The organism is Pelobacter propionicus DSM 2379 (assembly GCF_000015045.1).
In the GTDB taxonomy this organism is placed as follows: Bacteria; Desulfobacterota; Desulfuromonadia; order Geobacterales; family Pseudopelobacteraceae; genus Pseudopelobacter; species Pseudopelobacter propionicus.
This window is the reverse complement of the sequence record NC_008609.1, coordinates 851,505-872,760: the sequence shown is the minus strand read 5'-3', so window position 1 is coordinate 872,760 and position 21,256 is coordinate 851,505. Positions and strand designations below refer to the sequence as shown.

The 21,256-nt window shown below is 62.1% G+C and carries 20 protein-coding genes; all 20 read right to left on the bottom strand.

From position 1 onward, the window contains the following. The 20 genes from PPRO_RS04035 to PPRO_RS03940 all read right to left on the bottom strand — a co-directional run bounded on the left by PPRO_RS04035 (position 1) and on the right by PPRO_RS03940 (position 21,237). Positions 1-540 carry a hypothetical protein gene (locus tag PPRO_RS04035; RefSeq protein WP_011734766.1) on the bottom strand — a complete coding sequence of 180 codons (540 nt, stop codon included), beginning with the start codon at positions 538-540 and terminating at the stop codon, positions 1-3. Positions 541-566: 26 nt separating this feature from the next. Then, positions 567-953: a type II secretion system protein GspG gene (locus tag PPRO_RS04030; RefSeq protein ID WP_157039929.1), complete on the bottom strand. Its 387-nt coding sequence runs from the start codon at positions 951-953 to the stop codon at positions 567-569. Next, on the bottom strand, positions 950-2,140 hold the full coding sequence (locus PPRO_RS04025; protein WP_011734764.1) for an FTR1 family iron permease: 1,191 nt from the start codon (positions 2,138-2,140) through the stop codon (positions 950-952). Before PPRO_RS04025 ends, PPRO_RS04030 begins: the two co-directional genes overlap by 4 nt. Positions 2,141-2,234: 94 nt before the next feature. Next, positions 2,235-4,313 (bottom strand): transglutaminase TgpA family protein, encoded by a 2,079-nt coding sequence (locus tag PPRO_RS04020; protein ID WP_011734763.1) that lies wholly within the window; start codon positions 4,311-4,313, stop codon positions 2,235-2,237. Beyond that, positions 4,310-5,146 carry a DUF58 domain-containing protein gene (locus tag PPRO_RS04015; RefSeq protein WP_198138322.1) on the bottom strand — a complete coding sequence of 279 codons (837 nt, stop codon included), beginning with the start codon at positions 5,144-5,146 and terminating at the stop codon, positions 4,310-4,312. Before PPRO_RS04015 ends, PPRO_RS04020 begins: the two co-directional genes overlap by 4 nt. Positions 5,147-5,264: 118 nt before the next feature. Continuing rightward, complete coding sequence (locus PPRO_RS04010; RefSeq protein ID WP_011734761.1) at positions 5,265-6,212, bottom strand: AAA family ATPase; 948 nt, start codon at positions 6,210-6,212, stop codon at positions 5,265-5,267. A 238-nt stretch (positions 6,213-6,450) separates the two neighbouring features. Then, a complete protein-coding gene (locus PPRO_RS04005) occupies positions 6,451-8,754 on the bottom strand; it encodes a DUF3438 family protein (protein WP_011734760.1) in 2,304 nt (767 codons plus the stop codon). 10 nt (positions 8,755-8,764) lie between these two features. Further along, positions 8,765-9,376: a hypothetical protein gene (locus PPRO_RS19305; protein ID WP_049759636.1), complete on the bottom strand. Its 612-nt coding sequence runs from the start codon at positions 9,374-9,376 to the stop codon at positions 8,765-8,767. Between the two features lie 41 nt (positions 9,377-9,417). Further along, entirely contained in the window at positions 9,418-10,662 is a 1,245-nt protein-coding gene (locus tag PPRO_RS03995; protein ID WP_011734758.1) for a type II secretion system F family protein, read from the bottom strand. Further along, positions 10,663-12,282 carry a GspE/PulE family protein gene (locus PPRO_RS03990; protein ID WP_011734757.1) on the bottom strand — a complete coding sequence of 540 codons (1,620 nt, stop codon included), beginning with the start codon at positions 12,280-12,282 and terminating at the stop codon, positions 10,663-10,665. A 7-nt stretch (positions 12,283-12,289) separates the two neighbouring features. Continuing rightward, complete coding sequence (locus tag PPRO_RS03985) at positions 12,290-13,375, bottom strand: type IV pilus twitching motility protein PilT (protein ID WP_011734756.1); 1,086 nt, start codon at positions 13,373-13,375, stop codon at positions 12,290-12,292. After that, positions 13,375-14,034 (bottom strand): hypothetical protein, encoded by a 660-nt coding sequence (locus PPRO_RS03980; protein ID WP_011734755.1) that lies wholly within the window; start codon positions 14,032-14,034, stop codon positions 13,375-13,377. The genes PPRO_RS03985 and PPRO_RS03980 overlap by 1 nt, the downstream gene beginning before the upstream one ends. Continuing rightward, positions 14,031-15,728 carry a hypothetical protein gene (locus PPRO_RS03975; protein WP_011734754.1) on the bottom strand — a complete coding sequence of 566 codons (1,698 nt, stop codon included), beginning with the start codon at positions 15,726-15,728 and terminating at the stop codon, positions 14,031-14,033. Before PPRO_RS03975 ends, PPRO_RS03980 begins: the two co-directional genes overlap by 4 nt. Before the next feature lie 67 nt (positions 15,729-15,795). Then, positions 15,796-16,869: a prepilin-type N-terminal cleavage/methylation domain-containing protein gene (locus tag PPRO_RS03970; protein WP_011734753.1), complete on the bottom strand. Its 1,074-nt coding sequence runs from the start codon at positions 16,867-16,869 to the stop codon at positions 15,796-15,798. A 16-nt stretch (positions 16,870-16,885) separates the two neighbouring features. Next, positions 16,886-17,392, bottom strand: coding sequence for a hypothetical protein (locus PPRO_RS19300; protein WP_011734752.1), 507 nt, complete (start codon positions 17,390-17,392; stop codon positions 16,886-16,888). A 9-nt stretch (positions 17,393-17,401) separates the two neighbouring features. Continuing rightward, entirely contained in the window at positions 17,402-18,181 is a 780-nt protein-coding gene (locus PPRO_RS03960) for a type IV pilin protein (RefSeq protein WP_011734751.1), read from the bottom strand. Further along, a complete protein-coding gene (locus PPRO_RS03955; RefSeq protein WP_011734750.1) occupies positions 18,165-18,470 on the bottom strand; it encodes a hypothetical protein in 306 nt (101 codons plus the stop codon). The genes PPRO_RS03960 and PPRO_RS03955 overlap by 17 nt, the downstream gene beginning before the upstream one ends. 289 nt (positions 18,471-18,759) lie before the next feature. Beyond that, on the bottom strand, positions 18,760-19,746 hold the full coding sequence (locus PPRO_RS03950) for a type II secretion system protein (protein ID WP_011734749.1): 987 nt from the start codon (positions 19,744-19,746) through the stop codon (positions 18,760-18,762). A gap of 166 nt (positions 19,747-19,912) precedes the next feature. Further along, entirely contained in the window at positions 19,913-20,107 is a 195-nt protein-coding gene (locus PPRO_RS03945; RefSeq protein WP_011734748.1) for a hypothetical protein, read from the bottom strand. Positions 20,108-20,169: 62 nt separating this feature from the next. Continuing rightward, the gene (locus PPRO_RS03940) at positions 20,170-21,237 is read right to left on the bottom strand and encodes an imelysin family protein (RefSeq protein WP_011734747.1); all 1,068 of its coding nucleotides are present in this window, start codon (positions 21,235-21,237) and stop codon (positions 20,170-20,172) included. Between the last annotated feature and the right edge of the window lie 19 nt (positions 21,238-21,256).

The window sequence follows — 21,256 nt, the reverse complement described above, 5'->3', positions numbered from 1 at the left end:
TCAGTATCTCCCGCCGGAATCCATCCGCGGAGCCAGCTCATTCAGGCGCCGCGGATTCCCCCCCCTGTCCGGTTCGGTACGGTCAATCCCGGACGAGAGTTTCCGGACATCTTCAGTCGTCGCGGCGCCGCGCGGGTCCCGCATCTGCCGCAACTGTTCCAGGCAGGCGTTGAGAGGGGCCGACAAATGGCCGTAATAATCGGACGTTCTGAAGACGACCTCGCGTTCCGGAAAATCACCCCGGCTTGCGCGGTCCAGCACATCATGGAGTTTTTCCAGAAACCCCGCCACCGAACGGCTGCGCCGCAAACTGAAAAAAACCGTCGTGAACGTCGCGACGCACACGGACACCAGCACCAGGAAAACCAGCGTCCGGTTGTGATTGTAGGCAACCGAGCCGTCCCACTCCAGCAGATAGAACCACGACAGGAGCGCCGCCGTCGCGAGCACCACCAGAATATTGGCGAAAACGCCAACCGCCATTTGGGCACACTGGTAACGGATGTTGACAAAAAACTTCCTCTGATGTTTCTTGTTCACGACACACCTCCATAGAATTCAGGTTGTTACGGGCCGCTCCGTACCATATCGTCGCCAGTCCCCATGATACCGTCCGGCCCCAGACTGTGCAGACGGTATGACCTTCCATTCCCGGACAGGGTGTAGACATAGGGATTGCCCCAATGGTCCACGGCAAGCTCCTTGACATTGGTTTCCTTGAACGTTTCCCTGAGCCACACAGGGAATTCCTCTTCGGAGGGGAGTCTCCGGTCCAGTACGTAGGTGGCGTCCAGCATGACCGATATGGAGCGGAGATCCCCCGCGGTACCGACCTGCTGGGCTGCCTCGACGCTGTCATCGAACAGCGCCTGCATCTGTTCCGGGAGCCCCACATACACGGCGACGGCGGAGCCGATCAGTGCGATAAGCATCCCCAGTGTGAACGTATTCAAGGTTGGACCGCCACTCGTGTTCGTTTTCCGATCATCCACACCATGCCGAGCAGCGGCAGCAACAGGATGACCGCCTGCGCCAGGACCGTTTCCCGGGTCGGAAAGAGTCCCAGCCAGCTCACCATCGGCCACCCTTCGAGCCGGGTCGTCCGGACAAGGCCGCTCACCTGGAGTTCCAGGATCCCCTGGCCGGCAAACATGAACGCCATGACAAACAGCATCAGCGCCGTCCCGCCGAAGAACAGCCCGAGCGGCAGGCGGATCGAGGCGACTTTCACCAGCAGGTAGACGACCACGAGCGCGACGGCGGCCAGCGCCATGCCAACCCAGACGGCATCAAGACCACCCAACGTCCCTGCCATGAGCGCCTGGTAGAACAGGATCGTCTCCGCCCCTTCCCTGAAAACGGCGAGAAAGGCGACCAGACCGAGGGCAAACAGGCTTCCCCTGCCCATGGCCCGATCCATCGTATCCCTGATGAATGCCTGCCATCGCTCGGCGTCCCTTTTGGCGGTCAGCCAGTAGCTGACATACAGGAGGACCGCAGCGGCGACGAGCATGGTCACCCCCTCCAGCATCTCCCGGTTGGCCCCGCTCGTCCTGATCAGGCTGCCGAGAACCCAGGCAGCAACGACGCTGGCGACCAACGCCCAGCAGACCCCGTGCCAGATGACCCTGACCTTGTCGGCGTATCCCGAGCGGCGGAGATAGGCCACCAGGGCCGCAACCACAAGCATGGCCTCAAGGCCTTCGCGGAAGAGAATGACAAAGGACTGCATCACCCGCCCCCCGTAGCCGGTACCGTTGCTGGAATAGTGAGTCACGGCGTAGTCGAGGTCATTTTTCAGGGCAGCCCATGACTTTTCCAGAACCGCTTTCGGCTTTCCCCCCATGGCCTGGCTGATCAGCAGACTGAAGCCGGACTCGATCCGCAGCATGAATGAGTTGTCTTTCAGCCGGAGGGTGAATTCCATGCCGCTGGATTCGAAGATATCGAAATAGAGCCTGGAAAACTCGTTGCCGGTCTGCGTCGAGACCGTGGGCGAGTAGTTGGCCATGGCCGCGTCCCCCCGCCTGACGATTTCGGCCACGACCGGCCGGTAATCTTCGGTTACTCCCTGGGCGGCATGAAGAACCGCCGGAATGGTCAGCAGCAGGAACAGGGCACAACAGATGAAATCTTTCATATTCAGTCCTTCTCGTAATTTTTATCAGCGTTGTCCGGCCGGGTTCTTGCTGCCTGGTTCCTCCCCCTTCAAGAGGGAGGTAGGGAGGGAAAACCTATGACATGGAGATGAAACGCTGAACCTGACGCATGAAGAGGGCCGTCGTTTCCCCGGAGCACTCCTCCCCGTAGCGGATCAGGATGTAGCGGCCGATGATATCCTCCGCAGCTGCGGACAGTTCGGGACGTTCACGGCTCACGCGCCGGAGATAGTCGCGCGGGCATTCGGTTTCCGACTTCTCCACGCCGAGCGTTTTCAACCTGCGGCAGAACCTGAGCCAGCTCTCCGCAACCGGGTCGACCCGGCGCCGGTCGCGCCACCATGCCGCCAGCAGATAGATGCCCAGCAACGACAGAACCCCCGCCGTACCGCCAATCAGAAGATCGAGCCAGTTGCCTTCCTTGACGCCGGCCCCTTTCAGGAGTTCCATCTGGCGGTTGGGGTCGTAGCGGATAACCCATTTCCGCACGCCTCCCAGAAGGGAAGATAAGCTCGGCAGACTCCGGCGATCCTTCTGTTTGACCGCCACCGGTTCCGCCGGTTTACCGCCCTTGTCCGGCTTTTCCGTTTCGGGGAGCGGCTTTTCCCTGCCGGTTTCCATCTTTACGACGGATTCTTTGGGCTTTTTCTCCGAAAGCGCCGTGTCGTCAGCCGCGAGCGGCAGGATGATATCCTTGGGCTCCACCCTGCTCCACCCCTTGCCGTCCCGCCAGATTTCCACCCAGGCATGGGCGTCGGCGCGTTTGACGATCACGAAATTGGTCAGCGCGATGATGGTCCCGCCGCGGTAGCCGCTGACCAGCCGGGCCGGAATACCGGCGGCCCTCATCAGCATCACGAAACTGCCGGCGAGATATTCGGCGCCGCCCCGTTTTTCGTCAAAGAAGAAGCGATCCAGCGAGTCCTTTCCCGGAGGGATGACATACCCGGCGTCAAAGCGGTAGGCGCCGTCCGCCAGAAGACGGAGCGCCTGGTGGACGATGGCGTCCGTCTTTTTATGCTTTTTTGCCAGCTCCGCTCCAAGGGCGCGCAGCCGCGGATTGGAGTTTTCCGACCAGGAAAGCCCCCTTTTCCGCTGTTCGTCGCCAAGCTCGACCCCTGTCAGATACTCCAGGTACGAAAGCATCTCAAACTTGGGTTCCTGGTCGTCGATCTTCCGGATGCTCAACAACTGGTATTCGTCGGAGATGAACGATTCGGGGGCCGGCGCCGCGGGAATGTCGAGACCATAAAGCCAGCGGCCGCCATTGGGCATGACCCGCAGGGTGTAGCGCACCGGATCCTTCCGGAAATGCAGTTCCCGGTCGAGCCGTTTTTTCGTGCGGATAGCGCGCTTGAGCAGCCTGGTTCGGTCATCCCAGCCTGCCGGGAGATTCCATTTTTCGCCGTCATACTCCCAGAAAACCGGTCCGCGCCAGTACAGCCGGCTTTTATAGGGCACGGCGCCCTTGAATTCGGCGACCAGAACATTGCCGGTCTGCTGGCTTGCCTTGTGAATCCCGCCCGGCTGCATTGATGTCGCCTTGCCGAAATCCCCCGCGCCCCGGTCCAGCATGGCCTTGACCGGCAGCCCAAAGGCCAGGCCGATATCCCACAAAGGCCCTGGAATACGCGGCAGGGTCAGAAAAAGGAGCAGCATCAGCGGCAGCCCGAGCGCGAAAATCAGTCCGGAACGCCTAAGAAAAAACAGTCCGGACAAGGCGGAGTCACCCGAGTGAATCGCCACCAGACTGACCGTAAGCAGAAAAACCACCAGCAGCATGTGCAGCAGGTTCAAAAGGTTTTCCCAATACAGCGTGCCGCAAGCGGTCAGGATCACGGCGGCAAATATCAGAAGCAGATAGTCCCGCCGTTTGCGCGCCTCCCCCCATTTGAGAAACACGACGGCAATGAAGAAGCTGAGCACGGCGTCGCCGCTGAACCAGCTTTCAAACGAAAGCCAGATGCCAGCCACGGTCATCGTCAGCAAAGCGGCGCCCGCGCCCCGGCCATACCAGCCTTTCCGCCACCGCCCCGCGTAATGCAGCGCGCCACCGGCAAGCGCTATCCCGGCAACCCATAAGGGAAGACGCACAAGACTCGGGAAAGCGGCCATGACAAGGGTCAGCAGTACCCACTGATAATAACCGCTCATGAAGTCCGCTCCGTTTCGCCATAAAGGGCAAGTGCTTGCAGGCAATGGCGGAGATGGCTCTCCTCGCCCGCCGGTTCAATCTTCATTCCCGGCAGTTCCAGGCCGTATTCCCGGTTCTGGCCGTGCACATCCAGCATCCAGCGACAAAGCTGCGACAGCTTCTGCTCCACGCCGCTTGCCCGCACGTCGCTCCATCTGAGCCAGAGCGCCGGACGTCCCTGGGCGCCGTCGAATTCCTTGGTGTAAAGCTCGTCAAAGCGGGCATATGCTTTCCACGAAATGCGGGAAAGCGTATCGCCCGGCGCATAACGCCGCATGCCGGTATAGGCGCCGGATTCGTTCAGCAGGTGGGCCTGCCGGCCCGCGGTCTGTTCCGGGACAGGCTGATCACCCGCGGGTTTTGGATAGGCCAGACATTCCGGCAGATCTTTCGTGCCCAGGCGCGCTTCAAAAATCCCCAGGGGAAAACAGCTTCTGAGATCCGCCGGGCAAGGCTTGATCAGACCTCGGGCAACGACCTGGCGCCGCAGGGTAATTTCAGTCTGTCCACCTGCAGCCAGATACTGTTCAGGGTCTGTTTCCGCTCCGGATGAACACGCCCTGATACCATAGCGACCGCGCTGTTTGCCGTTTTCCACGGTCAGACGCCAGATCGCTTTCTGGCCGGCAAAGACCGGAGCGACGCGCCAATCGGTCAAGCTCAGGCAGCTCAGGTTGACCCGGGTGTGATACCACCCCACCAGCGCGATCGAGAGCAACAGAGCCGTCATGGCGAAAATCAGATTGTTGCTGAAATTAACCGCCATCAGAAGCCCGCACAGAATGAGGCCCACGAAACCCCATCCCGAAGGAGTCAGGCGCATCCTGACTCTTCCCGGCCCCGGCCGGAACAATTTCAGGGAAAACGGTTGTTTCAGTAGCGCGGAAAGACGTTGACGCAAACCGGCCCCCCTAATCGACGGCAACATTGGCGATGATCTCCTCGCCGATCCGTGATGACGACATCCTGCCCGCCACCGGCGCCAGACGATGGCCCGCCACGGCCGGGAAAACGCTCTGGATATCTCCCGGCAGCAGCTTGTCCTCATCATGGATCAGCGCCCAGGCCTGCGCGGCGCGCAGCAACCCCAGCCCCGCCCGCGTGGAAAGACCGGTATGAAACAGCTCCGACGTTCTGGTGAAATCAAGCAACCGGTACAGGTAGCGCAAGACGGCGTCCGAAACCTTCACCTCCCGCACCCCGGCCTGGAGCGCCAGCAGATCGGACGGGGAGACGAGGGGATTCATGTTCTCCAGCATCGTTTTGCGGTCTTCCCCCCGAAGGATCTCCAATTCCGCGTCCTGATCGGGATAGCCCATGGAAATCCGCAGCAGAAAGCGGTCAAGCTGTGATTCGGGAAGCGGATAGGTGCCCACCTGTTCGGTGGGGTTCTGGGTGGCGATGACGTAAAACGGCTGCGGCAACTCGCGCGTTTTGCCGTCGGCGCTCACCTGGCGCTCCTCCATGGCCTCCAGCAGGGCGCTCTGGCACTTGGGAGTGGCGCGGTTGATTTCGTCCGCCAGCAGAAGCTGCGTAAAGACCGGTCCCGGGGTAAAATGGAACGCACCCTGGTTGCGATCGTAGACGGAACAGCCGATGACATCGCCGGGCAACAGGTCGCTGGTAAACTGCACCCGCTGGTATTCCAGCCCCAGAGCACGGCCCAATGCATGGGCCAGGACGGTCTTGCCGAGTCCGGGCACATCCTCGATCAGCAGGTGGCCGCGGGCGAGCAGGCAGGTGAGCGCCAGTTTGATCTGCTTCTCTTTGCCGAGTATGACACCGTTAAGCTGCGTAAAGACGGGGGCGAGCGTTGTTCCGGGCTGCCCGCAAGCCGGTTTTACTTTGTTCTTTTCCATGACGTCCCTTCTCAGAAATAGTAGGCACTGCTGAAATTGGTGGATCAGGAGTTCCACTCCATGTTGTTTGATTCTAAAAAAACGGCAATCCATCTCACGCAAAGGCGCTAAGACCTAAAAACAAATAATTGCAACATCATCCCCTTTCACCGAACAGGTGATTCCAGCGCCTTGTCCAACCATCCGGTTTTCTGCGCGAACTTCGTGACTTCGCGTGAACAACCGCCCTTTTTGGGGTTCATTTGCTCCCGCTCCCGGCAATCACGTTTTCAAAGCCGGTTTCGGAAACAAGATACAGCCAGGTGGAATCACCGTCCCTGCCGGCGGGCGCCAGTTCCTGCCGCTCCAGGGTCGCGGCGGCCCAGACGCCCCGCAGAGCGGTGACATCCAGTTTCAGCTCCCTGCTGGTCCGGTTGACGACCTTCAGGGCGGTCACGAAGTGCCGGCCGTCGCTCCAGGCGGCCGTGGGCAACGCCGCAACGCCGCTGACGGTGAAAACCTGAACCTCGCCCCGGACGTCCAGCGGCGCCGGCCGGACAGCGCCCACCGGCTGCCTGAGCGACAGGGGCTGGCGCACCTGGACGGCCGCTGTCTTGATCAACTCGGCAATGCCCTGTTCCTTCCCGCCGACAACGTCTGCGGGCGGTTCCGCATGCCGGTTCGCGGCGTCGGTCCGGCTAGTCCCGGTTGCGGAACGCTCCTGTTCCAGCTTGTCCATATAGGAGTTGATTTCACCGGTATTCCCCGACAGATCGTTCAGTCGCCGCCGGGTAACGGCCTCTCCCAGGTTCGGCGCTTGGAGTATGTAGGGGGTTATCAGGAGCACCAGTTCCGTCTTGGTTTTGATCTTCTGTTTCTGTTTGAAGAAGAAGCCCAGGTAAGGGATATCGCCCAGCAGCGGCACCTTGCTTTCGTAGTCGGTGATATTCGTCCGCATCATCCCTCCCACGGCAACCGTCATGCCATCCTGGGCCAGCACGGTTCCTTCCAGTTTCGACGTGTTGACGGTATCTATGGAAACGGTCTGAACGGTCGTCCCCACCGGCAACGGAATGCTGGCGCCGTTGGTTTTGACACTTGAATTCTCATGCACGATCCGCATCACCACCGAACGGTCGGCATTGATGGAGGGAAGAATGGTCAGGGTATTGCCGACGCTCTTGGTTTCCGTCACGGGAACGGGAAGGGTGTTATTGACCACCACGCCGCTGGTGGTGGTTGAGGTCGATGTCATTGTCGTGAAGCCGGTTGTCAGCACCGTCTCCTCTCCGATGAACAGCCGGGCCGGATGGTTGTTGGCGGCCATGAGCATCGGCGTGGCGATGGTCGTGAGGTTATTGTTCTGCTGCAAGAGCTGTAACCGCAGGCGCAGATCCGAACTCAGAAACTGATAGGTCAGGGTACTCTCGGAATTGAGAGCGAAATTACCCATACCCAACAAGGTACTGCCCACGGCGGATGCGGCGGTGTTCAGGGGGTTGGCGACCTGACCGTCATCGGGGCCGGTCTGGCTGCCGCCGCTGATGGTGCTGATGGTGAAAGCCGATTCGAACTTGTCGTTGAGCTGTACCTCCAGTACCTTCATCTCCAGCAGCACCTCCGGCACCTGCCGATCGGAATCCTGCACCACCTTCGCGATCTCGGTGAGCGCCTTTTCGTCGGAGGTGCGGACGAAGAGGATGTTGTGCTGCCGGTTGATGGTCACGTAGATGGGAGCTGTTTTGCGTTCGGTCAACTGGCGGAGCATTCCTTCGGGTATCTGCAGCTCCGTCTTGGCTTTCTGTTCAAGCAGGGCAAGCTGGGCCGAAGTCAGGTTCAGCTTTTCCTCGGTGCGGCCGGATCTGCTTCCGGAGCCGTCATTGCTACGGTTGTTCCTGTTGTCGCTGTTGTCGCTGTTGTTGCGGTTGTTTCTGCCGTTGCCGCTGTTGCTGTTGCTGTTGCTGTCGTCGTCATCATCGCCATCGTCGTTCTCGATCTCCGAATCCAGCCCGCTGATGGCGTAGTCGTCACCCGTATCCCAGTTGGCCTTCCCCTGCAGCTCCACCCGGTCGCCGTAGAGATCGGCGATGGTTCTGGCGGCGACAGCCACATTGAGATACTTGAGCTGGAACGACTTGATCGGTTCGTTGCGGAAGACCACGATATCCCGTTGGTACTCCTCAGTGGTCATCAGGATGAAAACGCCGGATTTCGGATTATGCCGGTACCAGAGCCCGGAAAGCCGGCAGATGCAGTCGACGATCTCGGCCACGGTCTGCTTGCGGATAAAGAACGTCACCCGCTTCTTGCCCGCCTCTCCGGTCGCAACGATATTGACTCCGGACAATTCCGAGATGATCCGGACGGCGTCCTGAACGTCTGCTTTCTTGAATTCCAATTCCTCCACGACCACGTTTCCCGCCATGTCGGTAGCGGTGCGGACTTTGCCTATTTCGGCGGCGCACGCGACGGAAACCGACAAAAGGACCGAGAGCAGCAGTGCCGCAACCGGCATGCGTCGTCTGACGGAAAGAGATGTCACAACAGGCGTTACAAACAGCATGAGGTCCCCTTTAGTGGACAATAATCATCCGGCCCAGCGATCCTGCTTCGACCAACATATTGAGTCTGTTGATTTTCTTGATCCGGATAGCCGTGTCGATTCCCAGTTCGTGCAGCCCCACGGTGTCCCTTTCCCGGACGATGTAGACACCGGCCCCCTCGATCTCCAGAAGCGCCGCGATCCTGCCGTCCGTGCCCCTGAGATGTCCGCGCAGACGCATTTTCGGCATGGTTCTGGCTTGCTCCACCGACCCCTCCTCGGAGCCGTAGGGGGAAAAAGCCGGCGGCCTCTCGGACTGCGTCCGCACCCGATTCGTCACGGAGAACGGGTCGCGTTGCAGCGCACCGGAAGCGCTCCTGGCCCTGCCGTTCCGCCCCGGCGGCACGACGGCGGACATTCCGCCGCCCCGCAGAGAGTGGGACCGCGTTTCGGGGAGCGCGCCGGCATTTTTTACGCTCCCCGCTCCTGTGCCGGATACCGGCTTCCGCGAGGCGGCAGTAGCGGCGGCGGATGCGGTTCCGCCCCCGTTCGCCCCGCGGGGCGTTCCGGGGTCCGCGGCAGTCACGGGGGCGATAGCGGCCCCATAGCTGACGGACGCAACGGACAGGAAAACCAGCAGCATGCGCGCTGCCAGACATGTTGATCTTGAATGTACCGGCCGCATCACATCCCACCCTTCGAAACAGACATCACTGCCTGGAAAAAAGCGAAGTAGACAAACCCGACCACAACCCCGACCATCAGAATCAGCATCGGTTCGATCGCCACGGAGATGAGTTTCACCCTGGCGGTCAACTCTTTCTGGTAATATTCTCCCGCGCCGTGCATTACCGTATCCAGCTGGCCGCTGCTCTCGCCGACCGCCGCCATGTGCCGCATCATCAGCGGGATATGGGGCTGGTCCAGGGTCTTGGACAGGGACTGCCCCTGCAGCAACCCGTCCGCCGCCGCGCTGAAACAATCGCTGACGGCGCTGTTTCCCATGACGCTGGCGGCGATGCGGATCGACTCCAGGGCCGTCACGCCGCTTCTCAGAAGCATGGCAAGACACCATCCGGCCTGGGCCATGGAGGCGAACAGGATCGCTTTACCCACCAGGGGCAGGGTCAGCAGCACCCTGTCCAGGAATTGCTTCCCTTTCCTGGTCGTGTACGCCACAAAAAGGGAGAAGAAGACGGCGCCCAGCGCGATCGCGAGGATGCGGCCGTAATCCTGGGCCCAGGCTGAAATATTCATCAGTACCTGGGTCGATGCCGGCAGGGCGGCGTTACGGGCGTTCAGAAAGGTCGCGAACCGGGGGATGACCCCCAGGACCAGGAAAATGACGACCCCGATGGAGACCAGCAGCACGAACAGGGGGTAGAACATGGCCGCTACCAGCTGACGCTTGATATCCTTGCTCCGTTCGATACTGTCCGCCAGCCGGTCCAGAATGTCGTCCAGGTTGCCGCTCTTTTCTCCGCTGGCGATCAGGTTGGAAACCATGGGGGTGAAGATCTTCTTTTCTCCGGCCAGGGTCCCTGAAAAACTGCCCCCTTTTCTGATTTCATCGCACATCTTTTTGATGGTCCGACGCAGACGCAGTTTGGCCGTCATCTCGGAGCTCGCGTCCAGGGCGGTGACCAGGGTATATCCGGCGCGCAGCATCATCGCCGTCTGGCGGAAGAAAATCACCAGATCTCCCGCCCCCACGGGAGCATACTGTCCCGGCCTCAGGAGCGGTTTCAGCCGTGCCAGCCATTCCCGGAAACCGTTTCCCGGTTTCGCTCCCCCCCCCTCCCAGACTTTCAGGACGAAAATGGAGCGGTTTCGGAGAAGACGCGCCACATCCTTTTCGGTTTCAGCCTCGATGGTTTCCCGCAGTTCCCGCCCTTGACCATCAAGGCCGATAAAGGAATAGAGCGACATCTAGTTCGCCTCCGCCCTTACGTGGAGCACTTCGGCAAGGGAGACCTCGCCCCGCAGAACCTTCTCGCGGGCGTCCTGCCAGAGGGTTGTGTAATTTCCGGCCATTTCCCGTATCCTCACCTCGCTTGCGCCTTCCGAGATCGCCAGACTCAGATCCTGGTCGATCCAGAACGCCTCGAACAGCCCGATGCGCCCCCTGAAGCCGCTGCCGAGGCAAAAGGAGCAGCCCCCCGGCTCGTAGATCTCCACCACGTTTTCGCCTTCCAGGTTGAGTATCCGCAGCTCCTCGGGCAGGGCCGGGCGTTTCCGGCAGCAGTTGACGCACAGTCGCCGCACCAGACGCTGGGCCAGCACACCGGTCAGGGTCGAAGCGATGAGAAAACGCTCGGCGCCGATATCCAGGAGCCTGGTAACCGCTCCGACGGCATCGTTGGTATGGAGGGTAGACATCACCAGGTGCCCCGTCATGGCCGCCCGCAGCCCGATATCAACCGTCTCCCGGTCGCGCATTTCCCCCACCAGGATGACATCGGGATCGTGACGCAGAAACGAGCGCAGCGCCTCGGCAAAGCCGACCTTGACGCTCACCTGGACCTGACTGACCCCGGCGATGGGCAGTTCCACCGGGTCTTCAACCGTCAGCACATTGATGGCGTTCACGTCCAGCTCCCGAATGGCGCTGTACAGCGTCGTCGACTTGCCGCTGCCGGTGGGGCCGGTCACCAGAATCACGCCATGGGGCCGGGCAATGGCACGGCGGAACGCCCCGAGCATCGTTTTCGGCATGCCCAGCTGCTCCAGCGTCAACCGGCCGGTATCCTGACCGAGGATACGCATGGTCGCCCGCTCGCCCCAGCGGGTTGGAATGGTGGCGACGCGGATATCCACCTCCGGGATGTCCCAGTTCATGATGGCGTATTTCATGGCGCCGTCCTGGGCCATGCGCTGCTCGGCGATATCCAGCCCCGCCAGCACCTTGATCCGGTTCAGCAGGGCATCTTCATCCGAGGCCGGCAGCATGCGGCCGAACTCCTGCATGCGGCCGTCCACCCGCAGGCGGATTCTCATCCTCCCCTCCTGGGGCTCGAAGTGCACGTCGGAGGCGCGGCGCAGGTACACCTCCTTCATGACGTCGTCCAGAAACTGGACCGGATCATTCTTTTCCGCCGCCGCGGGCCATGCCGCCCCCCCCTGGCCGCACCGCTCGAGCGCGCCGCGGAGCGCCGCGGGTTCCGCAAGAGCGGGACGATAGCGTTCACCGGTGGCGCGTTCGACACGCTCCAGGCTCAGGTGATCATCGGGATCCGCCAGCGCCAGCAGCCTGCCGCCGTCCGCGTCCCGCACCGGCAACAGCAGCCGGTGCTGCCGGCTCCCCTGGGGCAGGAGCGCCAGCGCTTCCGCATCGGCCGTCAGCTGCTCCGGCAGGAGAAAGGGAATCCCCCGCGCGTCGGCCAGGGACTGGTAGAGAGCGGCCTCGGGAAACCTGCCCGCCCTGGTGATCACCTCCAGCAGGGGGAGCCGCTCCCGTTTGGCCTGCAACCGCAACGTCTTGATATCGGCTTCCCTGAGCAGGCCGGTCTTGATGGCGGCCTCGATCAGAATGGTTTCGTTTACCGGCATATGCTCTTCACTCCCGCTCCACGGCGACACTGACCAGCCGGTCGAAACCTTCCCGGTTGTTGCAGTAGGTCAGGGCCGTTTCCCGACTAATTTTATTGGACTTGACCAGACGGGCCAGGTCCTGGTCCAGGGTCCACATCCCGTCCTTGGCGCCGGTCTCCATCATGGAGTAGAGCTGTCTGGTCCTGGAGGTCTGGATCAGGTTGGCCGCGGCCGTGTTGACCATCAGCAACTCCACCGCAGGCACCCTCTTCCTGCCGTCCAGCCCTATGACCAGCCGCTGGGCGACAATGGCCCGCAGCACCATCGCGATGCGGTGCCGGGCCACGGCCTGCTCCTCGCCGGAAAAATAGCCGATGAAGCGCTCGATTGCGCCCACCGCCTCGCCGGTATGGAGGGTTGAAAACACCAGATGACCGGTTTCCGCGGCGGCGAGAGACGCCTGCATCGTCTCCAGGTCCCGCATCTCGCCGACCATGATAACGTCAGGATCCTCGCGCATGGCGGCGCGGACCGCCTCGGCATAGCTGGGAACGTCGGTGTGCACCTCGCGGTGATGCACCAGGCTCCGCTGGCTGGTATGGATGAATTCCACGGGATCCTCCACCGTCAGGATATGGCAGTCGCGGGTGCGGTTGATCTCGTTCAGCAGCATTGCCAGCGTGGACGATTTACCGCTGCCGGTGGCGCCGGTCACCAGCACCAGGCCCGAATGGAGATAGGCCAGTTCCCGCAGCCGGCTCGGAAGCCCCAGCTCCTCAAGAGAGCGCAGCCGCTGGTCCAGGTGGCGCACGGTCATGGCCGGCTTGCACATTTCCCGGAAACAGTTGACCCTGTAACGCTCGCCATCGGAGGAGGAGTAGCCGATATCGGCCGTCAGCCTGGTAAAAAACTCCTTCCGCTGGTGTTCGTTCATGATCGCCGTTGCCATGGCCTCAACGGCATCGGAGGAAAACAGCTCGTTTCCATGGGCTTGCAGCAGCCCGTTGACCCTGAAGCGCACCCGCTCCCCGCCGGAGAGATGCATATCTGAAGCGCCCAGTTCAACACAGGTCCGCAGCAGAACCTCCAATCCGTCCCTGAAGTTCGTCATCAGATAGACATCTCGATGGACACACTGATTAAGCCGGATGGCAGAGGCGTCGAGCTTTTCCGTTGTTCTTCATCCAGATGCCGGGAGTGCATTTTCACCTTCATGACCGAAACGTAAAACGAGAGATCCCTGAGACCGTACAGAAACGTGAGCAGATAGGGATAGGTGGTATTGGCGGTGATCAGCAACAGGGGACGGCCAACTGCCGGATCCACCGCGGGAGTCCCCAGGTCCTTTTCCGGAGAAAAACCTTTTCTGGCAACCGACGTCAGCTCCACGCCGGAGCGCTCGGCAAGGGCGGATATTTCCAGGAGCAGCTGCTGGCGCGTCTCCGTGGAATCCACCGGGGCGAAGCCTGAGTCCAGCTCATCGAACTCCATCCTGAGGCTGTCCAGCTCCGCATCAACCGTCTCGATTCGTTTGGCAATGGCCTGGGGAGAAGAAGCGGCGCCAACAACGGTATCCACTGCTCCGGCCCGTTTTTTGATCCGGTCCTGGCGGCGATGGAGCATCTTTTCCGATTCCGCGAGCCTGCTTTTGCTGATGGGATAGAAGCCCCCGCCGTATATGCCGAGCAGCGCGGCGATGAGGAGCAGCTGGTACCGGAGCCGTTCCTTCGCGGAGAGTTTTTTCCATCGGGCAAGTGCCTTCCCCATCATTTCGGCGCCTCCGTAGCGACGTCCGTCCCGATCAGCCAGATTTTCAGGATAACCCCATCGATATTGACCCTCCCGCGCCCCCGGGCGAACTGCATTTCTCCGACCTTGTATTCCCAGGGGACCAGGGTCTTGTTGAGCCGCGAGACGAAATACTGTCCCGCGGTATCCCGGAGCGCCCAGGCCTCAAGATAGAACCCCTTGCCGTTATCCAGTTCCTCCACCCGGTCCAGCACCACCTCGTCATTGACCGCTGCCGCGACGGACTGGAGCAGCCCCGGAACCAGTTCCTGGCGGTGGCGGATCACATTGTCGAAAATATTCTTGAGCCGCGTCTCCTCCTTCAGCGTCTCCTCCTTCAGCTTAAGTTCCTGCTCCAGGTGCTTTGCCTCGCTGCCCGAACTCTGCAACTGTTTTTTCACCTTCATCTTGAGGTTGTATTCGATGTCCGCCTTCTCCAGCTCCCATTCGTTTTTCATGGCCCGGGAGCGCAGGCGCCACTCGTTGCCGGCCATGACTGCCAGCAGCAGCCCCATGACCAGCCAGGGGTACAGCTCCCTGTTCTGCCACAGGGGAGGGAGGGGAGGCTGGGCCGGAACGCGGACCAGGGTTGAGGAGGGGCACTGACCGAGCGCGTGGAGAGCCGCTCCGGTGAGGGAAGCCAGGACCTCGGGCGGACAGGTTTCATCGTCGGGCGGAGTTCCGCCGGTGCTGAGCAGCGCGGCCTCCCGGCCGGTCAGACGGCTCAGCTCATACAGGATCGGAGCGGCAAGGGAGACGGGAGCGGAAAGATAGATCCTGGCGGTTTCGGGATGGATAGCGCCCCGGGCGGCCTCCGCCACCGTTACCGGATCGGCCAGGCCACATGAAGTGAAGCTGAGGGCAAGGGAGGTCAGCAGTCCGTTATGCCCCAGGAAGAGGGCGAACTGTTCCTGGCGGACCTCCACCAGCAGCCAGGACTCGGTTTCCCGCGCCAGGAGTGAAGCAGCGGCGCCCAGTTGGGGATAGATCCAGGCGAGGAAGACGCCCTGCCTGCGGAAAGCGTCGGACCACCGGGCGCACAGCTTCGTCCCGATCCCGGCCCCCCACCAGGTGAAGGGGCCTTCCTCCCCATCGGACGCATGGGGCGCCCAGCCGGTGGACAGTTCGTCGTCGGATGCCGACAACAGCTCCATCAGTTCCAGGCACTCGTCCAGCTGCTCGCGGGAAACCATATCGTTGTAGAGGCCGGAAGAGCTGGGCCTCGGCCCCTGACCGCTCCCCTCGGCTTCCCGCCGCTGCCCGGAGCTGATATGACCGCGCCCCATGAGCAGGCTGCCCTGGGTCCAGATGTCGTTCTGGCTCACGCAGAACTCTTCCAGTTCCCAGCGCACCAGCTCGCTCATCTGGCTGAAGCCGCGGGGCTTTGCCGGGTCGACCGGGAGCCCGAGCAGCTTCGCAGCCGCGGAAGGGGTAACGAGGAGCGCCTTTTTCGGCAGCCGCTGGCCCCGCTCGCGGAGCCGGGCCAGAACCTCGCCGACGGCGGTGGCGAAATCGGGCGCCGTTGAGACCGCCGCTTCGCCCAGCTCGAACGGGGAGCGGAGTCCGCGGCTCGCCACGGCCCCGTAGAGGGCAAATCCGGTGCTCTCGAAGACGAGCATCCGGCCCGGCCTGCCGACCTTCATTCCTTGTATGATACTGCGAGGCTTAAGTCTCATTATCGATTACACACTCGCGCCGCCCACCGGCGTCTGAGAAAGGTTGAACTACTGGAATGGAGACGGTTCAGCGGATGATCAGGACCAGGTCCGGTACACCGCCCCGGGAGAAGAACTTCACCCTGGCGGTCACGGGACCGGCGTACAGGCTGTCGTCGGCGTTATGGGCCGTCCCGTCCGGATCGGCTACCAGCACCAGCAGATGCTCTCCCGCCGGGACATTCTCGGCCGGCAGGGTCGCCGTCGTCTCCCGGGGCGCGGGAGCGCCGCCGCACAGGCCGTCGCCGTCGCCATCCAGACAGGTGTCGGCGGCGACACCCGAGGTAATGCGCCGCCAGGTGGCGCTTGCACCGTTGTGGAAAATAAGCAGCGATGCCCTGACCGCCGTGGAAAAGCTCAGGTCGGCGCCGCTCTGGTTGACGATCCTGACCCCCGCGCCGGACAGATTGATCCGCCAGTCCCCGGCCAGCACCGGCTCACCCATGGCCATATCCGCCTCGAAATCATTGCCGCCGTTCTCCCCGTCCTTGCCGTAGCTGTCCACGTACAGACCGTCGTTGTACAGGGTGACGCACCAGCCGTGATTGTCGCTATCAAGATCGCTGCCGCTGTTCGTGGAACCGGACGGTACGGTGGGGCAGTTTTTGAGCGTGGCCCCCGGAGACAGCCTGGTCCCCCAGCCGTCCCGGTATGTGCCGCCTGCCGAGCCAACCAGATAGGAGCCGCGGAACCCTTTCATGAACTGGTTCTGCGCCTGGCTCAGCGTGGTCTCCCCACCGTTGTTGTAACCATTGGTATCAGGGGCCGGGTCGAACAGGGGCGAAACCGGCCCGTACGCCAGAAATCCGGACGGCGCCATGATCAGGTCGTTGATGCTGCCGGGAAGCCTGCCGTTGTCCACCACAAAGCCGCTCTGGATCCCCTTCTCCCACCCCGCCGTTCCGGTGTCGCCAACAACCGCGCCCCGGATCGACCGCAGGCGGTTGCGGGTGTCGTCATAGCGTATCTGCTCGGCGTCATTGGCCACCGAGGCCAGGCTCACCCAGGCCACCGCCGACAGGATGGTGACCACCAACAGCAGCTCCAGCAGGGTCAGTCCCCGCTCGTTGCCGATGCCGATGTATGACGGGGCGGTATCCATGGGACCCGGTAACCGCTCATCTGGCCGCGGCAAAGTCGACCACCATGATGGCCGGTCCCTTGCCGTAGCTGTAGAGGTGATAGCCGACGAAACGCGCCATGCTTCCCGCCGTCAGCTCCTTTCCGATCCGGTCGACGACCCGGCGCTCCACATAGACCGGGATGATGCGCCGTCCCCGGCTCTCGACGAACATCCGGTGCTTGACCTCCGGCAGCGGTTTCACCCCGGAGAGTTCCAGGACTTCGTAGACATAGGTCATCTTCTTCTCTTCCGGATTGCGCTTCATCCTGGCCTCGAAGCTGACCGGCGCGGCCATTCTGATGATCCGTTTCTTGTCTTTGCCGACGGCCTTCTTCTCCTGGACGATGAACCGGTCCAGGTCAATGGCCCTGAAGGCCGCTTTCGCGCTCCCGGCGGTGCGGGACGCCGCGGGTTTAGCCGCCGCATGCGCCCGCATGCTAACCGGGCAACTGATGAGGGCCGACAGCGCCAGGATAAACAGCAGTTTCTTTGCAAAGCTCATGTAAGTGTCTCACTCGATAGTAAGTTTGATGTCGTCGGACGTGTTGTAGACCCCGTCCGGCCCCATGCTGACAATCCAGGGATGGGCGGTATTCAGGTCGAACACCAGATAGGGGCGTCCCCAGACCTCCCGTTCCGTAACGCCCGCAGCGGCGCTCCAGCTAAGGAGGCTGACGCCGGAGACGGTCACGGCCCGGAGCTCGAAGGGGTCGGCCACGCCGTTCACGTCCCGGATGTCGTTGCCGGCCAGCGGGTTCCCGGCCGATGTTCCGGCCGCCGTGCCGCTATTGATGCCGTCTCGAATATCCACGTAACCGTCGTCCCCCCGCAAATAGGGGCCGCGCCAGCCCCGGCCGGTCTCCTTGTTCCATTCTTCCAGTTGGTGGCCGGCCGGCAGCAGACTCTTTTCCGCCGTAAGTTGGTACAGATTGGCCGGTGAATAGAACCAGCGCGCCCGCTCTGCCGCGCTCGCGCCGGCATGGGAAAATTGCGCCTCAATCGCCGCATCCGTAATTTTTCCGGCCCCAACACCTACGAGGCCGAACGGCCCGGTCTTGGGGTAATAGCCGGTGTCCTGTCTGAAGCGGCGGATGGCCGTGGCCAGCTCCTGCATTTCCGAACGGACGAGTTGGTCGTTGGCCTGCCGGCTCACCCCGGAATACGATCCGCCGGCGACAAAGGCGACGGCCGCCATGATGGCGACGATGACCAAAAGCTCCAGCAGGGTGAACCCCCGCCGCCCGGATAACGGAGATCCGGAAGCGCGGTCGGTTCTACTTGACGCAGGCATTGCGCGCCTGTTCCATCGGCTCCTTGAAATCGGGGCCGAATTTGCGCCGCGCCTTGTTGACCGCGTCCCGTTCGTCGGAGCCGGCCTTCATCAGCTTGGCCATGTAGTTGTACGGCCTCCCCTTGACCTTTTCGCTCATCTTCTCGGCGAAACAGGCGGCCTGGTCGGCCGGCATCCCCGTACGGGTCAGCCCTTCCTTCATCAGGCCGACATCCGGCCGGCCGCAGGCAGACATGGTCAGCAGGGTGGTCAGCAGCAGCGCGCATTTCATCATTGTGTTCGTCTTCATCCTCAAGGACCCTCTCCTTCTGTTGAGTATTCAACCTGTAAACTCTCACGTTGTTTCACGCAAAGGCGCGAAAGCGCGAAGAAGTCAAACCCGGTGATTCATCCATGGTGTGCGGCGCTTTCTCCCGGTTCATCCTTCCTCACGCGCCTCGCGGCTGCCCGCGAACAGCCTTCACTCCGGTTCGCGATATTTTCTCCCCGCCACCGCCTGTGTGGGGCGGGGACGGGGAGAAGGTTGCATCGGAGCCGGGCGGTCAGGGGCGGCGTTACACCGCCCCTATACTGCCGCCTTAGATGGTGTTACGCGTGCCGTCCCATTCGCCCAGTTCCTCTTCCTTGGTGTCGAGGGCGCCGTCAACGATGGCCACCAGTTCGATCTGGTCCTTGGCGGTAATGGCGCCGGCGCCGTCAAAGTCACCGACGTTCCAGACGGCCACGAAGCGGTTGTACTCGTTCGGTTTCACGTGACGGTACACCGGCACGGTGGTCATGCCGCCCAGGGTGTTGGCATCGAACAGGGTGGATGAGGGTCCGATGCCGGTCAGCAGGTAGGCGGGACTATTCGCAGTAGCCAGGTTGGTGCCGTCGAACTCAACGGGAGTACCTGTTTCAACCGTAAACGGCTGGCCGGTGAGGCGTTCCTGGCCGCCGACCCAGAACATCCCCATGGGGGTGGCGGTACCGTCCAGCGCCTGGGCAACGCCGCAACCGTTGGCGGACGCGCTCAGGAAGATATTGCCCGCCACCACGTTGTTCCCCCGGTTTTCGACCAGAGCTTTAATGTCACCACAATTGCCGTCGCCATCCGGGTTGTTGGCGGCGACGTCGTTAACATAGCGCAGTTCGGTGATGCCTGCGTCGGACATGATCGTCTGGACACCGGCGGGAATCGGCAGGGTAGCGGCATCTTCATTGGTGTACGTTCCAGTATCCGCGGCGGTGAAGCCGAGGATGGACAGAGGCGCAGCCGCACCCACGGTGACGTGGCCGGTGCCGCCATACATCATCAGGGAATCAAGCCGGTTGGGCAGCGTGTTCCTCTGGAGCACGCGGTAGGTGCTGATCCCCTTGTTCAGCTCATCCATCATGGTGACGTGGGCCGCGGCCGAGGCGCGGGCGTCGGTGTCTTTCAGGGCGATGGTGGCGGTACCGGCGATGGCCGCCAGGATGGCGACGACAACGAGGAGCTCAAGCAGGGTAAAGCCGCGCTGGTTCAGCTTCTTACGCAGTTTCTGCAAACATTTGATTTCTTTCCTGTTGAAAAAATTGATACTCATGTCTGGTCTCCTGAAAAATGGGTTATTTGATTACACACATGTCCCCAACCGTGGGGGACGGCCACTACCGTTCGTAACGACGCCCCTCCTTTCTCCGTACGGCACCGGCGACCCACACGCCCAGACACCTTTTTCTCAGCCAGATGACCCCGCGTCATTTCCAGCTCTACCCCATTCCGGGTTGTTTCACGAAATCGACCACGAACCGGTACTGCTTGCCGCAGTGGATGATGACCTCTTTCTGACCGCGGCGCAGGATCTTCATCTCCAGCCGGATCTCTCCATAGCCGTCGTGGCGGAAAACCTCTTCGTACAATTTGGCCAGCTGCTCCATGACATCTTGATTGGTCGCTGTTTCCATCGTTGTCAGTCCTGTTCTCCCGTCTGTTGGTTTGCGGCGCCCCGGCCGCGTCACACCGGCTCTCACTGCTTCTCCGTTGCCGAGCGGACGTCCAGCTCCAGCACCAGGGTAGCTTCGACCAACTGTTTCTGCAGTTTCTCCATGCCGTCGTAGAGGCGCTTGAGCCTGCGCGACGGCTTTCCCCCATGGGAGCCCAGGTCGGCGGCATCCAGCTTCGCGATGGTGTTCCCGATTATCTCCAGCTGCCGCCTGATGCCGGCGGCAAGGGCAGGATTCTTCCTGGAGACGAGCCCGTCCCGGGTGGCCACCAGGTTCACGATACTGGCGGAACCGCCGCCCAGGAGCGACCGGTTGAGCCCCTCCAGCGTCGCCTGAAAGGCTTCACGGGTGGTGGCGCTGCGCCGTCCGTAGAAAAGCTCGGGCCTGGGCCTGCCGGTGAAAATACCACCGGGGACCCCGATCCCGTCCCGCAGCACGGTTTCGATGCTGTTCAGGGTCCTGGCGAGAATGAGACTCAGGGCATCACCCGGCACCAGGAAGGGTTTGCCGTCTCCTGCCGCAACGAACTCCCTGCCGTACCCCTTGTCCCATTCCTGTTCCGCCCGGGAGGTGACGGCCGCGATCTCGGCGGTGACATCCCTGAGATGCTCGCACCGCCCTCCGGCCGTTGCCGCCGCGGCGCCGGCGGGGGCAAAGAGCAGGTACTCGACGGCCGCGTAACCGCGGGTTTCCTTGCCCGTGCGCAGGTGTTGCATCCTGTCGTCCCGCACCGCCGCTTCCAGGACGGTTTCCTGGGTCGGCCCGCCCAGCCGGCGTTCCAGATTCGCGGCCGGTCCGAACTGGAACGGTACGGAGCGCCGCCAGGCGGCGCTGGCCTTCCTCCAGTCATCTTGAGCCGCGGTCAGGCCGGCCATGTCTCGCCGTTGGCACATCCGCCGGGACGAGTCCGCCAGCTTGCGAGCCGTGTCCGCCAGCTCCGTCAGGGACGGTCGAATGACGCCGGTCGCCAGGGACGCAAGGACGCCGGGCTCGGTAGGCGCGGCCGCGACCGCTGCTGGCGGCAGGGCGGCAGCCAGGGCGAGCAGACAGGGGAGCAGAATGGCGCTGGATGTGGGGCTGAATCGTGTCATATTCGTTGGTTCCACAATG